Annotated in this window: 13 protein-coding genes; 11 read left to right on the forward strand and 2 right to left on the reverse strand. The window is 60.2% G+C overall.

Going from position 1 to position 15112, the window contains the following annotated elements:
- Window positions 1-16 precede the first annotated feature (16 nt).
- The gene (locus JFT66_RS26670) at window positions 17-334 is read left to right on the forward strand and encodes a Rieske (2Fe-2S) protein (protein ID WP_034117870.1); all 318 of its coding nucleotides are present in this window, start codon (window positions 17-19) and stop codon (window positions 332-334) included.
- Here JFT66_RS26670 and sfsA read toward each other — a convergent pair.
- Together sfsA and JFT66_RS26680 are read right to left on the reverse strand one after the other, a co-directional pair.
- The gene (gene sfsA, locus JFT66_RS26675) at window positions 331-1044 is read right to left on the reverse strand and encodes a DNA/RNA nuclease SfsA (RefSeq protein ID WP_153839898.1); all 714 of its coding nucleotides are present in this window, start codon (window positions 1042-1044) and stop codon (window positions 331-333) included. The genes JFT66_RS26670 and sfsA overlap by 4 nt on opposite strands.
- Window positions 1044-2216: a pyridoxal phosphate-dependent aminotransferase gene (locus JFT66_RS26680; protein ID WP_153872637.1), complete on the reverse strand. Its 1173-nt coding sequence runs from the start codon at window positions 2214-2216 to the stop codon at window positions 1044-1046. Before JFT66_RS26680 ends, sfsA begins: the two co-directional genes overlap by 1 nt.
- A 320-nt stretch (window positions 2217-2536) precedes the next feature.
- On the opposite strand from JFT66_RS26680, the gene dksA reads away from it, so the two are divergent.
- From dksA to pgi, 10 genes are all read left to right on the forward strand, one after another.
- On the forward strand, window positions 2537-2971 hold the full coding sequence (gene dksA / locus JFT66_RS26685; RefSeq protein WP_005791430.1) for an RNA polymerase-binding protein DksA: 435 nt from the start codon (window positions 2537-2539) through the stop codon (window positions 2969-2971).
- A gap of 83 nt (window positions 2972-3054) precedes the next feature.
- Entirely contained in the window at window positions 3055-3942 is an 888-nt protein-coding gene (gene gluQRS / locus JFT66_RS26690; RefSeq protein ID WP_034117867.1) for a tRNA glutamyl-Q(34) synthetase GluQRS, read from the forward strand.
- Window positions 3943-4004: 62 nt separating this feature from the next.
- A complete protein-coding gene (locus tag JFT66_RS26695) occupies window positions 4005-4181 on the forward strand; it encodes a hypothetical protein (RefSeq protein ID WP_003176118.1) in 177 nt (58 codons plus the stop codon).
- Entirely contained in the window at window positions 4165-7119 is a 2955-nt protein-coding gene (locus JFT66_RS26700; protein WP_162524998.1) for a sensor histidine kinase, read from the forward strand. Before JFT66_RS26695 ends, JFT66_RS26700 begins: the two co-directional genes overlap by 17 nt.
- A gap of 22 nt (window positions 7120-7141) precedes the next feature.
- Window positions 7142-8578, forward strand: coding sequence for a sigma-54-dependent transcriptional regulator (locus JFT66_RS26705; RefSeq protein WP_034117865.1), 1437 nt, complete (start codon window positions 7142-7144; stop codon window positions 8576-8578).
- A 697-nt stretch (window positions 8579-9275) separates the two neighbouring features.
- Entirely contained in the window at window positions 9276-10679 is a 1404-nt protein-coding gene (locus JFT66_RS26710) for a polynucleotide adenylyltransferase PcnB (RefSeq protein ID WP_153839895.1), read from the forward strand.
- A 2-nt stretch (window positions 10680-10681) separates the two neighbouring features.
- Entirely contained in the window at window positions 10682-11164 is a 483-nt protein-coding gene (gene folK, locus JFT66_RS26715; protein WP_162524997.1) for a 2-amino-4-hydroxy-6-hydroxymethyldihydropteridine diphosphokinase, read from the forward strand.
- Between the two features lie 322 nt (window positions 11165-11486).
- The gene (panB, locus tag JFT66_RS26720; RefSeq protein ID WP_198860470.1) at window positions 11487-12287 is read left to right on the forward strand and encodes a 3-methyl-2-oxobutanoate hydroxymethyltransferase; all 801 of its coding nucleotides are present in this window, start codon (window positions 11487-11489) and stop codon (window positions 12285-12287) included.
- Window positions 12284-13135 (forward strand): pantoate--beta-alanine ligase, encoded by an 852-nt coding sequence (panC, locus tag JFT66_RS26725; RefSeq protein ID WP_198860471.1) that lies wholly within the window; start codon window positions 12284-12286, stop codon window positions 13133-13135. The genes panB and panC overlap by 4 nt, the downstream gene beginning before the upstream one ends.
- Window positions 13136-13359: 224 nt before the next feature.
- A complete protein-coding gene (pgi, locus tag JFT66_RS26730; RefSeq protein ID WP_153872632.1) occupies window positions 13360-15024 on the forward strand; it encodes a glucose-6-phosphate isomerase in 1665 nt (554 codons plus the stop codon).
- Window positions 15025-15112: the final 88 nt, after the last annotated feature.

Consider the following 15112-nt stretch of genomic DNA (forward strand, 5'->3'; position numbering starts at 1 on the left):
GCACTTAAGGATTGAAATGAAGTTTCTCTGCGCCTCAGGCGACCTCGCTCCCAACAGCAGCCGCGGTTTTGATATCGATGGCCGTAAGCTGTTGGTTGTGCGCCGGGACGGCATTGCCTACTTCTATCTCAACCGCTGTCCCCATCGCGGTATTCCCCTGGAATGGCAGCCCGACCGCTTCCTCGACGCCAGCGCCAGCCTGATCCAATGCGCCACCCACGGCGCGCTGTTCCTGATCGAAAGCGGCGAGTGCATCGCTGGCCCGTGCGCCGGCCAAAGCCTCACCGCCCTGCCCGGTCGAGAAGACGAACAGGGCTTGTGGGTGGAACTCTAGTCGTCCAGCAGAACCTCGAGGCGACGCTCGATGTAAATCTCCTCGGGCGTGACCCTCACCCCGTACGCCAGCACTTCGACACCCACGGCCTTGGCCTCGCGCAGTGCAGCGGCGTAACCGGCATCGATTTCCACGGCTGGGCGCACCGCATCGACCCCCGACAGATTCACGCAATACAACTGCACCGCACGCACGCCGTCACGAGCCAGGTGAGCCAACTCGCGCAAGTGCTTGGCACCGCGCTGCGTCACCGCATCGGGGAAAGCCGCCACCGAGGTGCCATCAAAGCCCAGGGTGACGCTTTTGACTTCGACAAACGCTGCGCCCTGCGGATAATCCAGGCGAAAATCGATGCGGCTCTTCTCCTGACCGTAAGGCACTTCACGCTTCAACGCGGTAAAGCCGTTGAGTTCAGTGATCACTCCGGCCAGTAGCGCTTCTTCGACCAACTGATTGGCGCGCGCGGTGTTAACGCATGCCAGCCGCCCCTGCGGCGTTTCAGCAATCTCCCATGTGCCCGGCAATTTGCGCTTGGGGTCTGTGGAACGGCTGAACCAGACCTGGCCACCTTCGACCATGCAATTGAGCATCGAACCGGTGTTCGGGCAATGAATAGTGAGCAACTCGCCGGTAACGGTTTCGATATCGGTGAGAAAACGTTTGTAGCGGCGGATCAGCCGCCCTTCTTCGAGGGGAGGATTAAAGCGCATCAGCCTTGCCAGCTCCGCAAGCCACGGGCGATCCGTTCCACCGCCTCTTGTAGCCGATCGAGGTTTTGCGTGTAGGCAAAACGCACATGGTGGCCGGCTTGATAACGACCGAAATCTAATCCAGGAGTAAAGGCCACGTGTTCTGTCTCGAGGAAATGACGGCAAAACGCGAAGGCATCACCGCCGAACGCGCTGATATCGGCGTACAAGTAGAACGCTCCTTCCGGCTCTACGGCGATGCCAAATCCCAGCTCGCGCAAAGCTGGCAGCAGGAAGTCACGACGGCGACCGAATTCGGCACGGCGCTCTTCAAGAATGCTCAGGGTCTGCGGGGTGAAACAGGCCAACGCCGCGTACTGAGCCATGCTCGGCGCGCTGATGTAGAGGTTTTGCGCCAACTTTTCCAAGTCCCCGACCGCAGCGGGAGGCGCGACCAACCAGCCCAGGCGCCAGCCGGTCATGCCGAAATACTTCGAAAAACTATTCAGCACAAAGGCGTCATCGTCGACTTCCAGCACGCTGGCGGCGTCGGTGCCGTACGTAAGGCCGTGATAGATCTCATCCACCACCAGGTGACCGTTCCGCGCCTTGATTGCACTGGACAACCCTGCCAGTTCGTCCCGCGTCAGGATGGTGCCTGTAGGGTTGGCCGGGGACGCGACCAACGCGCCCACACTGTCTTGGTCCCAATGCCTGGCGACTAGATCCGCGGTCAACTGGTAGCGCACTTCCGGCCCCACGGGCACCAACTGAGCGGCTCCTTCTACCAGTCGCAGAAAATGTCGATTACAGGGATAGCCGGGATCCGCCAACAGCCAGTGCTTGCCGGGATCGACCAATAAGCTGCTAGCCAATAGCAACGCACCGGACCCGCCGGGAGTGATCAGAATGCGCTCAGGATCGACGCTGAGGCCATAGCGCTGTTGGTAAAAGCCACTGATCGCCTCGCGCAGTTCGGGCAACCCTCGGGCGGCGGTATAGCGGGTCTTGCCGTTGGCCAGCGCGGCCTGGCCGGCCTGGATGATCGGTTCGGCCGTGGTGAAGTCCGGCTCGCCGATTTCCAAGTGGATCACGTCGTGGCCGGCAGCTTGCAGCTCATTGGCCCGTGCCAGTAACGCCATGACATGAAATGGTTCGATGGCGCGACTGCGCGCACTGTAGGGCTGAGCCATTAGCCTTCCTTAACGGTGAGGACAAAATCAGGATTCTACCGAACCCTCGCGGTAAAACATGCTCTATTGCCTGCTCGGCCATCCAAGATGAGCCCGGCAAGCGCTTGCAAAACGACTAAAATCAACATTCGAGACGATACATACCCAGTCATGGCGGGCTGCTGCGGTTTGCAACCCCTTTGCCGTGGACCTCGACAACCGGGAGTGGCGCACCCTGAATCTATCTGGTAAGTTCGCCCGCTTGCAGCCGCAGGGCCGGCAGGTGTCGGTGACGTTGCAATCCTGCGCAATGGATTAGAAGAGTGAGAGGCGGTCTATTCATGTCCACCCAAGCAAAGCAACAGAGCATCAGCGGCTTCCAACCCTACGTTGAATCGAAGGGTGAGGAATACATGGGCAAGCCCATGCGCGAGCACTTCTCCAAAATCCTGAAGCAGTGGAAGCAGGACTTGATGCAGGAAGTCGACCGCACGGTTGACCATATGAAGGACGAGGCAGCCAACTTCCCGGACCCGGCAGACCGTGCCAGCCAGGAAGAGGAATTCGCCCTTGAACTGCGCGCCCGTGATCGCGAACGCAAGCTGATCAAGAAGATCGACAAGACCCTGCAACTGATCGAAGACGAAGAGTATGGCTGGTGCGAATCCTGCGGCGTCGAGATCGGTATTCGTCGCCTGGAAGCCCGCCCAACCGCGGACCTGTGCGTAGACTGCAAGACCTTGGCTGAAATCAAGGAAAAACAGGTCGGCAAGTAACCCTGCCGAACTGAACGAATGGGGCGTGCAAACGCCCCATTTTTGTTTCTGGCGTTTACCGGTTTTGCAGTAGTATCCGGCCCATGACAGCCTCTACCTATATCGGGCGTTTCGCCCCCACGCCCAGCGGCCATTTGCACTTCGGTTCCCTGGTCGCCGCCCTCGCCTCCTACCTTGATGCTCGCGCCCACCACGGCCGCTGGCTGATGCGCATGGAAGACCTCGACCCTCCCCGTGAAGAGCCCGGCGCGCAGGCGGCAATCCTGCATGCCTTGGAACGCTATGGTTTTGAATGGGATGGTGAACTGGTCCGACAGAGCGAGCGGCATGACGCCTACACCAAAGTCCTGAATGACCTGTTCAACCACGGCCTGGCCTACGCCTGCACGTGCTCGCGCAAGCAACTGGAGCCTTACAACGGGATCTACCCAGGTTTATGCCGCAATGCCGGCCACGATCAGCAAGATGCTGCCATCCGCCTGCGTGTACCCGAGCTGGAATATCACTTTACCGACCGCGTACAAGGCGAGTTCCGACAGCATCTGGGACGCGATGGCGGTGACTTCATCATCCGGCGCCGCGACGGCCTCTACGCCTACCAACTGGCCGTGGTCCTCGACGACGCCTGGCAAGGGGTTACCGATATCGTGCGCGGCGCCGACCTGCTGGACTCCACGCCGCGCCAGCTGTACCTGCAAGAACTGCTCGGCCTGCGCCAGCCACGTTACCTGCACGTGCCGCTGATCGTGCAGCCGGACGGCAACAAGCTGGGTAAATCCTACCGTTCGCCACCGTTGGCAGCGGACCAGGCCACACCTTTGCTGCACCGGGCACTGCGCGCCCTCGGCCAACAGCCCGGCGACGAACTGCTTCACGCCAGCCCACGGGAACTGCTGGATTGGGGCATTGCACACTGGGACGCCACCCGCATCCCGCGCACACTGACGCTGGCCGAAGCGCAATTGCGTTGAAGGCGCTTGCAGGTTGTCAGCCATCCGTTACCATCGCCGCAGATTTTTAATCAGAGGCCAACATGTACATCTATCGATTGGTCCTGCTGCTGGTCGTCGGGATCTACCTGTTTTCCCCCGCCATCATGGATTGGTGGATCGACGCCACGGGCGCCTGGTACCGCCCTTATCTGCTGTGGCTGATCCTGATCGTCGTGACCTTCATCCTGCAGAGCCAAAAAGATGCCGATGAGCTTTAGCCTCACCCAGATGCTGCTGATCAGCGCCGCCTACCTGGCTGCGTTGTTCGGCGTGGCCTGGATCAGTGAGCGCGGAATGATTCCGCGGGCGATCATTCGCCATCCGCTGACCTACACCTTGTCCTTGGGCGTGTATGCCAGTGCCTGGGCGTTCTACGGTACGGTGGGCCTGGCCTATCAGTACGGCTACGGCTTTCTCTCCAGTTACCTCGGCGTGTCCGGCGCATTCCTGCTAGCGCCGGTGTTGCTGTACCCGATCCTGAAAATCACCCGTACCTACCAGCTCTCGTCCCTGGCGGACCTGTTTGCCTTTCGCTTCCGCAGTACTTGGGCCGGCGCGCTGACCACGATTTTCATGCTGATCGGCGTTTTGCCGTTGTTGGCCCTGCAGATCCAGGCGGTGGCCGACTCCATCAGCATCCTGACCCGCGAGCCCGTGCAACATCGCGTCGCCCTGGCCTTCTGCGCACTGATCAGCCTGTTTACGATTTTCTTCGGCTCGCGTCATATCGCCACCCGTGAGAAACACGAAGGCCTGGTGTTCGCGATTGCCTTTGAGTCCGTGATCAAGCTGATCGCCATCGGCGGCGTCGGCCTTTATGCGCTCTACGGCGTGTTCGATGGCCCGCAACAGCTGGAGCTGTGGCTGCTGCAGAACCAGACTGCCCTCGCCGCCCTGCACACCCCGTTGCAAGAAGGCCCGTGGCGTACGCTGCTGCTGGTGTTCTTCGCTTCGGCGATCGTGATGCCGCACATGTACCACATGACCTTTACCGAAAATCTCAACCCACGCTCGCTGGTCAGTGCCAGCTGGGGCTTGCCGCTGTTCCTGTTGCTGATGAGCCTGGCGGTGCCGCTGATCCTGTGGGCCGGCCTGAAACTGGGGGCCACCACCAACCCGGAGTACTTCACGCTCGGCATCGGCATCGCCGCCAACAGCCCGGCCCTGGCGCTGCTGGCGTATGTCGGCGGTTTGTCGGCAGCCAGCGGGTTGATCATTGTCACGACGCTGGCGCTCTCGGGCATGGCACTCAACCACTTGGTATTGCCGCTGTACCAGCCGCCGGCCGAAGGCAATATCTACCGCTGGCTGAAATGGACCCGCCGTGCGCTGATCATCGCGATCATCATGGCCGGCTACGGGTTCTACCTGCTGCTCGGCGCCGGCCAAGACCTGGCCAACCTCGGCATCGTCGCGTTTGTCGCCACCTTGCAGTTCCTGCCGGGGGTGTTGTCGGTGCTGTACTGGCCGACTGCCAATCGCCGTGGCTTTATTGCCGGGCTACTGGCGGGGATTATGGTGTGGGTAGTCACCATGCTGCTACCGCTGGTCGGCAATTTGCAGGGCTTCTACATCCCATTGCTGAACATGATCTACGTGCTGGATGACACCAGTTGGCACATGGCAGCCATTGCCTCGCTGGCCGCCAACGTGCTGATGTTCACCCTGATCTCACTGTTCACCAACGCCAGTCCCGAAGAAACCAGCGCTGCCGAAGCCTGCGCAGTCGACAATGTGCGCCGCCCGCAACGCCGAGAGCTGCATGCGGCCTCGCCCCAGGAATTCGCCACGCAGTTGGCCAAGCCCCTGGGCGCGAAGGCGGCGCAAAAGGAAGTCGAACAAGCGCTGCGTGACCTCTATCTGCCATTTGACGAGCGCCGCCCCTATGCCCTGCGCCGTCTGCGCGACCGCATCGAAGCCAACCTCTCCGGGCTGATGGGCCCCAGCGTGTCCCAGGACATGGTGGAAACCTTCCTGCCCTACAAGGCGGGCGGCGAAAACTACGTCACCGAAGACATCCATTTCATCGAAAGCCGGCTGGAGGATTACCACTCTCGCCTCACCGGCCTGGCCGCCGAACTCGACGCCCTGCGCCGTTACCATCGCCAGACCCTGCAAGAGCTGCCGATGGGCGTCTGTTCCCTGGCCAAGGATCAGGAAATCCTGATGTGGAACAAGGCCATGGAAGAACTCACCGGCATCGCCGCGCAACGGGTGGTGGGCTCGCGCCTCAATACCCTGGGCGATCCGTGGAAAGAACTGCTCCAGGGTTTTATCAATTTGCCCGACGAGCACTTGCACAAGCAGCACCTGGCCCTCGACGGCCAGACCCGCTGGCTCAACCTGCACAAGGCCGCCATCGATGAACCGCTGGCGCCCGGTAACAGCGGCCTGGTGCTGCTGGTGGAAGACCTGACCGACACGCAAATGCTCGAAGACAAGCTGGTGCACTCCGAGCGACTGGCCAGTATCGGCCGCCTGGCGGCGGGCGTGGCCCATGAAATTGGCAACCCGATCACCGGTATCGCCTGCCTGGCGCAGAACCTGCGAGAAGAGCGCGAAGAAGATGGTGAAATCACCGAAATCAGCGGACAAATCCTCGAGCAAACCAAGCGTGTCTCACGCATCGTGCAGTCACTGATGAGCTTCGCCCACTCCGGCGCGCATCAGAATCAGGACGAGGCGGTGTGCCTCGCCGAGGTAGCGCAGGATGCCATTGGGCTGCTGGCCTTGAACCGGCGCAATTTCGAAGTACAGTTCTTCAATCTGTGTGATCCGGAACATTGGGTTGATGGCGACTCGCAACGCCTGGCCCAAGTGCTGATCAACCTGCTGTCCAACGCACGCGACGCGTCCCCGGCCGGCAGTGCTGTACGCGTCAAGAGCGAGGCTTTCGAGCATACGGTCGACCTGATCGTGGAAGACGAAGGCAGCGGCATTCCACAGAACATCATGGATCGACTGTTCGAACCTTTCTTCACCACCAAGGACCCCGGTGAAGGTACCGGTCTGGGCCTTGCACTGGTCTATTCCATCGTTGAAGAGCATTATGGACAAATCACCATCGACAGCCCGGCTGACACCGAAAGCCAACGCGGCACCCGTATCCGGGTGACCTTGCCGCGTCATGTCGAAGCGACGTCCGCTGTGAACTGAGACCGTCGAGAGAATTGAATCAATGCCGCACATTTTGATCGTCGAAGACGAAACCATTATCCGCTCTGCCTTGCGTCGCCTGCTTGAACGTAATCAGTACCAGGTCAGCGAAGCCGGCTCGGTGCAGGAAGCCCAAGAGCGATTCAGCATTCCCACGTTCGACCTGATTGTCAGCGACCTGCGCCTGCCGGGAGCCCCGGGCACCGAGCTGATCAAGCTGGGCCAAGGCACTCCGGTGCTGATCATGACCAGCTACGCCAGCCTGCGCTCGGCGGTGGACTCGATGAAGATGGGCGCGGTGGACTACATCGCCAAGCCTTTCGACCACGATGAGATGCTCCAGGCCGTGGCGCGCATCCTGCGTGACCGTCAGTCGGCCAGCAGCGCGCCTGCCGAACAGCGTCCCGCCGGCAAGACCATTGGTAGCGAGAAGCCAGGTGTCGACAACAGTAACGGTGAAATCGGCATTATCGGCTCCTGCCCGCCGATGCAGGACCTGTACAGCAAGATTCGCAAGGTGGCGCCGACCGACTCCAATGTATTGATCCAGGGCGAATCGGGAACCGGCAAGGAATTAGTGGCCCGCGCCCTGCACAACCTGTCCAAACGTGCCAAGGCGCCGATGATCTCGGTGAACTGCGCGGCGATCCCGGAATCCCTGATCGAGTCCGAACTGTTCGGCCACGAGAAGGGCGCGTTCACTGGCGCCAGCGCCGGGCGTGCGGGGTTGGTGGAAGCGGCTGACGGCGGCACCTTGTTCCTCGATGAGATCGGCGAGTTGCCCCTGGAAGCCCAGGCGCGTTTGCTGCGCGTGCTGCAGGAAGGCGAGATTCGCCGCGTCGGTTCGGTGCAATCGCAAAAGGTCGATGTACGACTGATTGCTGCGACGCACCGTGACCTCAAGAGCCTGGCCAAGATCGGCCAGTTCCGTGAAGACTTGTATTACCGCTTGCACGTGATCGCCCTCAAGTTGCCAGCCCTGCGCGAGCGCGGTGCCGACGTCAACGAGATCGCCAGTGCGTTCCTGTTGCGCCAGAGTGCCCGCATCAACCGTACCGACCTGAAGTTTGCCGCTGACGCCGAGCAGGCAATCCGGCATTACTCGTGGCCGGGTAACGTGCGGGAGCTGGAGAACGCCGTAGAGCGTGCGGTGATTCTGTCGGAGAGCCCGGAAATTTCCGCTGAGTTGCTAGGTATCGATATCGAACTCAGCGACCTGGAAGACGACGATTTCATCGGCCTGGCCCCACAACAGGGCGGCGGTAGCAATACCAGCCATGAACCGACGGAAGATTTGTCACTGGAAGACTACTTCCAGCATTTCGTCCTTGAGCATCAGGACCATATGACCGAGACCGAGCTGGCACGCAAGCTGGGCGTGAGCCGCAAGTGTCTGTGGGAGCGTCGCCAGCGACTGGGCATTCCACGGCGCAAGACCGGGGTCGCCAGCGAAAGCTGAGCGCGCGCGCCCACAGGTAACACCCGCTGATGTGAAAAAACTGTTACCGCTGACTTTTCACGTAACAAAAGCCGGGGCTTACGGTAACGAAGCCCCGGCTTTTTTTCGGCTCCAAAAACTGCAAAACCGCCTCTACCCCCTGGTTTTGCTGGCCGGCACAAAAGTTGGCACGCACCCTGCTATATGCTTAGTACAAAAACAATAACAAGCTTTGTACAAGACAATAAAAATAAGACGAATCGACTCACGCATAACAAAAACAACACGGCGGAGGCGCAGCTAACTGATTCTTTTGGAGAGGCGTTGCATTTGGGGCTTGCCCCGCAACCAGGCCGAGAACAACAAAAACTGCCCTAAGGCAGAGCCTGAACTGGTTGGATCGTAGATCAGCAACACAGCGACCAAAGCAATCCGTTTGCTCTTGACTCCCGATTGGGAGTGTCATGAAGGTGAAGCTTCATGGCGAGGGCGATCAACAAAAACAAGAAGCCCGACATCAATAATAAAAATAGAGCACGCAACTACTTCTGGGGGAGCTTCGGCTCCCCTTGTAGTTTCCGGCATTTGACGTTCAGAGGCTTATGGCGCAATGCCTGTAGCTTGTTCCTACACCATCCCCTGACTAAATGCTAGAATCCCGGCCCATCATGCGGTCATTCTTCGTTATGGCCGAACATTCCTTCAAACAGTGCATCCCATGCTGAAGAAGTTGTTCCAGTCATTCCGTTCTCCCTTGCGTCGAACGCAACACAAACGCAGCACGCCTGAAGTGCTCAATAGCAGCCAGCATTCGCTGCAACGCGCTCAGTTCAGCCGTTATGCAGTGAACATCGTCGAGCGTTTGCAGAACGCCGGCTACCAGGCTTATCTGGTGGGTGGCTGCGTACGTGACATGCTGCTCAACATAACCCCCAAGGATTTCGACGTCGCCACCAGCGCCACGCCTGAACAAGTGCGCGCCGAGTTCCGTAACGCACGTATCATCGGCCGGCGCTTCAAGTTGGTGCACATTCACTTTGGTCGCGAAATCATCGAGGTCGCGACCTTCCGCGCCGGTCACCCGCAAAACGACGAAGAGGAAGACACCAACCAGTCTTCCCGCAACGAGAGCGGGCGCATCCTGCGCGATAACGTCTACGGCACCCTGGAGGAGGACGCGCAACGCCGCGACTTCACCATCAATGCCCTGTATTACGACCCGGTCAGCGAGCGCATCCTCGATTACGCCAATGGCGTACACGACATTCGCAATAACCTGATCCGCCTGATCGGCGACCCGACGCAGCGCTACCAGGAAGACCCGGTGCGCATGCTGCGCGCCGTGCGGTTCGCGGCCAAGCTCAACTTCGGCATCGAGAAGCACACCGCTGCGCCGATTCGCGAGCTGGCACCGATGCTGCGGGAAATTCCCTCGGCACGCCTTTTCGAAGAAGTGCTCAAGCTGTTCCTCTCGGGCTATGCCGCCGACACCTTCGAAATGCTTGTCGACCTGCAGTTGTTCGATCCATTGTTCCCGGCCAGTGCCGAAGCCCTGGAATACAACCCGACGTACACCCATACGCTGATCAGCGAAGCGTTGGTCAGCACCGACCTGCGCATCAAGCAGAACAAACCGGTGACCCCGGCTTTCCTGTTTGCCGCCCTGTTGTGGCCAGCCCTGCCCAAGCGCGTGCTGCGCCTGCAGGACCGTGGCATGCCGCCTATCCCGGCCATGCAGGAAGCCGCTCACGAACTGATCGCAGAGCAGTGCCAACGCATCGCCATCCCGAAACGCTTCACCATGCCGATCCGCGAGATCTGGGACATGCAAGAGCGCCTGCCACGCCGCAGCGGCAAACGCGCCGACCTGCTGCTGGACAACCCGCGCTTCCGTGCCGGCTACGACTTCCTGCTGCTGCGTGAAAGCGCCGGCGAACAGACCGATGGCCTGGGTGAATGGTGGACCGACTACCAGGACGCCAATGACAGCCAGCGCCGCGAAATGATTCGCGAGCTGGGCAGTAAAGGCGATAGTGCTGGTGAGGGGCCGAAAAAGCGTCGCCGCAGCTCCAGCAAGCGTAAACGCAGCAGTGCCGATGCTTCGGGCGCCGCGGGCGAATAAACGTGGAGCGTATCTACATCGGCATGGGCAGCAACCTGGCTGCTCCGCAACAGCAACTGCGCAGCGCGGTGGAGGCCCTGGCGAAATTGCCTGGCACCCAGCTCGCCGGTGTGTCCGCTTTCTACCAAAGCGACTCCTTACTCCCGGGCCAACCGCGCTACACCAACGCGGTTGCGGCCCTGGATAGCGATCTCGCGCCACTGGACCTGCTCGATGCACTGCAAGCCATCGAGAATGACCAGGGCCGCGAACGCCTTGAGCGTTGGGGCCCACGCACGCTGGACTTGGACATCCTGCTGTTCGGCGATCGTTTGATCGACGAGCCACGCCTCAAGGTGCCGCACTACCAGATGCACGTGCGGGCGTTTGTGTTGTACCCGCTGGCGGAGTTGGCTCCAGGTACCCTGCAACTGCCTGACGGACGCCGCTTGAGCGACCTGCTCACTGCCTGCCCATTCGTCGGCTTGGAACGCTTACCTCTGTAGGAGCGAGCTTGCTCGCGAAAATCGTCAACGATAACGCGCACAGCCTGATTAAATCCGGTGGCTATTAGTTTTTCGCGAGCAATCTCGCGCCTACAATCGCGTCAGTAACAGCGGTAACACCGCCATCGTAACAATGCGGTAACACATCCAATTGACTTCCCGTGTCCTCCTCACGACTATAGGCGTCCCGCTGCCGCCAACCCGGCGCTAAAGGGCGCAATCCAGGCCTTATAAGCACTGCTTCCAAGACAGTGCGCCTGTATAAACGAAGACTCACGCGCGTTACTCGCTGTTTCCAAGCGCCTGAACGAGGACCCTTTTCATGCCAGACATTACCCTGACCACCTTGCAGAGCCTCAAGCTCAAAGGTGAAAAAATCACCATGCTGACTTGCTATGACGCTACTTTCGCCAACGCCTGCTGCCAGGCTGGGGTAGAGGTATTGCTAGTGGGCGACTCCCTGGGCATGGTTCTTCAAGGGAATGACAGCACGCTGCCCGTGACCACGGATGAACTTGCCTACCACACCGCCAGCGTCAAGCGTGGCAACGACGGCGCCTTGATCATCGCCGACCTGCCGTTCATGGGTTACGCCACGCTTGAGCAAACCTTCCAGAACGCCGGCAAGCTGATGCAAGCCGGCGCGCACATGATCAAAGTCGAAGGTGCCGTGTGGCTGGCCGAGTCGATCCGACTGCTGGCCGAACGTGGCGTACCGGTGTGTGCGCATATGGGCCTGACGCCACAGTCGGTGAACATCCTCGGCGGTTACAAGGTACAGGGCCGCAATGAAGCACAGGCCCGCCAGATGCGCGCCGATGCTATCGCCCTGGAACAAGCCGGTGCCGCGATGATTGTGCTGGAGTGCGTACCGAGCGAACTGGCCGCAGAAATCACCCAGGCCGTCAAAGTGCCGGTGATCGGCATTGGCGCAGGTTCCGCCACCGATGGTCAGGTACTGGTACTGCACGACATGCTCGGCCTGTCGATGACCGGCCACGTACCCAAGTTCGTTAAAAACTTCATGGCCGGCCAAGACAGCATCCATGCAGCGCTGGGTGCCTACGTCAGTGAAGTCAAAGCCGTCACTTTCCCGGGCATCGAACACGGATTCTCTGCATGAACACCGTTAAAACCGTCCGCGAACTACGGGCCGCCGTGACCCACGCCCGCAGCGCCGGCAAACGCATCGGTTTCGTGCCCACCATGGGCAATCTGCACAGCGGCCATGCCACCCTGGTCACCAAGGCTGCGCAGCAAGCGGATTTCGTGGTGGCGAGTATTTTCGTCAACCCGCTGCAATTCGGTGCCGGCGAAGACTTGGACAAGTACCCTCGCACGCTGGCCGCCGATCAGGAAAGGCTCTTGCAAGCCGGCTGTAACCTGCTGTTCGCGCCCACCGTCGAGGAAATGTACCCAGGCGGCATGACGGGCCAGACCCGCGTCAGCGTTCCACAACTGTCCGAAGGTTTGTGCGGCGCCAGCCGCCCAGGGCACTTCGAGGGCGTGGCCACCGTGGTCAGCAAGTTGTTCAACATGGTCCAGCCGGACATGGCCGTATTTGGTCAGAAGGATTACCAGCAACTGGCGGTGATTCGCGCCATGGTTCATGACCTGAACATGCCGATCCAGATCATCGGTGAGCCCACCGTACGCGCAGAGGACGGCCTCGCGCTGTCATCGCGCAACGGCTATCTCACCGAGGAGCAACGCGCTGTAGCGCCTGTGCTGTACCGCGCCCTCAGCCAGATCGCCACTGCCATCAAAGGCGGTGACCATGATTTCGCCAAGCTGCGTGCCGAGCAGATCCAGCGCATTGAAGCCGCCGGGTTGCGCATGGATTACCTGGAAGTACGCCAAGGCGTGCATCTGCGTCCGGCTACGGCTGAAGATCGTGATGTCGTGATACTGGTTGCGGCTTATCTGGGGGCGACACGTCTCATTGATAACCTGCACCTGAACCTCGCCTGAGCCCTCTTTACTCCCAACCTGTTGCCCCGATAGCTGTGCCGGTATAAAAAAGTACCGGCCACGGCACCGACAAAGCCAAGACATATCGACACGCTAGGTTTAATGTAATTGCCCTGCGCTATGGTTAGCGCTGTCTGGAACCCAGTCCTTGAGATAAGACTGGATGTTCCGGGCTTTGAAGTGTCCTAAAGGCAGTCCCCGTAATAAAAAGGAAACCCGCAGCGATGGCGTACTACCGCACCCCTCATGACGTTACCGCGCTGCCCGCCTGGCAAGCGCTTACCCAACATCGCCAAGCCATGCAGGATTTCAGCATGCGCGAGGCGTTCAATGCCGATCCTCAGCGTTTTTCCCAGTTCACCTTGAGCAGCTGCGGACTTTTCCTCGATTACTCGAAAAACCTGATCACCCGTGAAACCCGCGACCTGCTGGTGGACCTGGCCAATGAAGTAAATCTTAAAGGCGCGATCGACGCGCTGTACGCCGGTGAGCCGGTCAACTCCTCCGAAGGCCGCCCAGCGCTGCACACCGCGCTGCGCCGCCCAGTGGGTGACAAGCTGTCGGTCAATGGCGTGAACATCATGCCGGACGTGCACAAGGTGCTCAACCAGATCACTGACCTGGTCGGGCGCATCCACGACGGCCTGTGGCGTGGCTACACCGAGAAGCCGATCACCGACGTGGTGAACATCGGTATCGGTGGCTCGTTCCTCGGCCCGGAACTGGTCTCCGAAGCCCTGCTGTCCTACGCCCACAAAGGCGTGCGCTGCCACTACCTGGCAAATATCGACGGCAGCGAGTTCCACGAGCTGACCATGAAGCTGCGTGCCGAGACCACGTTGTTCATCGTCTCGTCCAAATCCTTCAATACCCTTGAAACCCTGAAGAACGCCCAGGCCGCACGTGCCTGGTACCTGGCCCAGGGTGGCTCGGAAGCCGAGCTGTATCGCCACTTCATCGCGGTCTCGAGCAACAACGCCGCGGCCGTGGCCTTCGGCATCCGCGAAGAGAACATCTTCCCGATGTGGGACTGGGTAGGCGGGCGTTACTCGCTGTGGTCCGCCATCGGCTTGCCAATTGCCCTGGCCATCGGCATGTCCAACTTCAAGGAACTGCTGTCCGGTGCCTATACCATGGACCAGCATTTCCAGAACGCACCGTTCGAAGCCAACATGCCCGTACTGCTAGGCTTGCTGGGCGTGTGGTACGGCAACTTCTGGGGTGCGCAGAGCCATGCGATCCTGCCGTACGACCATTACCTGCGCAACATCACCAAGCACTTGCAACAACTGGACATGGAATCCAACGGCAAGAGCGTGCGCCAAGATGGCACGCCGGTGTCCACCGATACCGGCCCGGTGATCTGGGGCGGCGTAGGCTGCAACGGGCAGCACGCTTACCACCAGTTGCTGCACCAAGGGACCCAACTGATCCCGGCTGACTTCATTGTGCCGATCGTCAGCTTCAACCCGGTGTCCGACCACCATCAGTGGCTGTACGCCAACTGCCTGTCCCAGAGCCAGGCACTGATGCTTGGCAAGACCCGCAGCGAAGCCGAAGCCGAGCTGCGTGAAAAAGGCCTGCCGGAAGCTGAAGTACAGAAGCTGGCACCCCACAAGGTGATCCCGGGCAACCGTCCGAGCAACACCATCGTGGTCGAGCGCATCAGCCCGCGTCGCCTCGGCGCGCTGGTGGCGATGTATGAGCACAAGGTGTTCGTGCAGAGCGTTGTCTGGGGCATCAACGCCTTCGACCAATGGGGCGTGGAGCTGGGCAAGGAGCTGGGCAAAGGCGTGTACAACCGCCTGACCGGCGCCGAAGAAACCCTGGCAGACGATGCCTCGACCCAAGGCCTGATCAACTACTTCCGCGGTCGTCACCGCGGCTGAAGCAGGTTTGGAGGCCAACGTCCGTTTGGACGTTGGCCTTGAACCCTCCCGCCACAGGGTGCATCTTTATTGCTTGTCGCAAAAACAA

The sequence above is a fragment of the Pseudomonas sp. MF6755 genome (genome assembly GCF_016405635.1).
Classification (GTDB): Bacteria; Pseudomonadota; Gammaproteobacteria; order Pseudomonadales; family Pseudomonadaceae; genus Aquipseudomonas; species Aquipseudomonas haemolytica.

Bases quoted from the DNA above. Each gene is read 5' to 3' on its own strand.
- JFT66_RS26670 (WP_034117870.1), top strand. From the start codon at position 17: ATGAAGTTTCTCTGCGCCTCAGGCGACCTCGCTCCCAACAGCAGCCGC.
- sfsA (WP_153839898.1), bottom strand. From the start codon at position 1,044: ATGCGCTTTAATCCTCCCCTCGAAGAAGGGCGGCTGATCCGCCGCTAC.
- JFT66_RS26680 (WP_153872637.1), bottom strand. From the start codon at position 2,216: ATGGCTCAGCCCTACAGTGCGCGCAGTCGCGCCATCGAACCATTTCAT.
- dksA (WP_005791430.1), top strand. From the start codon at position 2,537: ATGTCCACCCAAGCAAAGCAACAGAGCATCAGCGGCTTCCAACCCTAC.
- gluQRS (WP_034117867.1), top strand. From the start codon at position 3,055: ATGACAGCCTCTACCTATATCGGGCGTTTCGCCCCCACGCCCAGCGGC.
- JFT66_RS26695 (WP_003176118.1), top strand. From the start codon at position 4,005: ATGTACATCTATCGATTGGTCCTGCTGCTGGTCGTCGGGATCTACCTG.
- JFT66_RS26700 (WP_162524998.1), top strand. From the start codon at position 4,165: ATGCCGATGAGCTTTAGCCTCACCCAGATGCTGCTGATCAGCGCCGCC.
- JFT66_RS26705 (WP_034117865.1), top strand. From the start codon at position 7,142: ATGCCGCACATTTTGATCGTCGAAGACGAAACCATTATCCGCTCTGCC.
- JFT66_RS26710 (WP_153839895.1), top strand. From the start codon at position 9,276: ATGCTGAAGAAGTTGTTCCAGTCATTCCGTTCTCCCTTGCGTCGAACG.
- panB (WP_198860470.1), top strand. From the start codon at position 11,487: ATGCCAGACATTACCCTGACCACCTTGCAGAGCCTCAAGCTCAAAGGT.
- panC (WP_198860471.1), top strand. From the start codon at position 12,284: ATGAACACCGTTAAAACCGTCCGCGAACTACGGGCCGCCGTGACCCAC.
- pgi (WP_153872632.1), top strand. From the start codon at position 13,360: ATGGCGTACTACCGCACCCCTCATGACGTTACCGCGCTGCCCGCCTGG.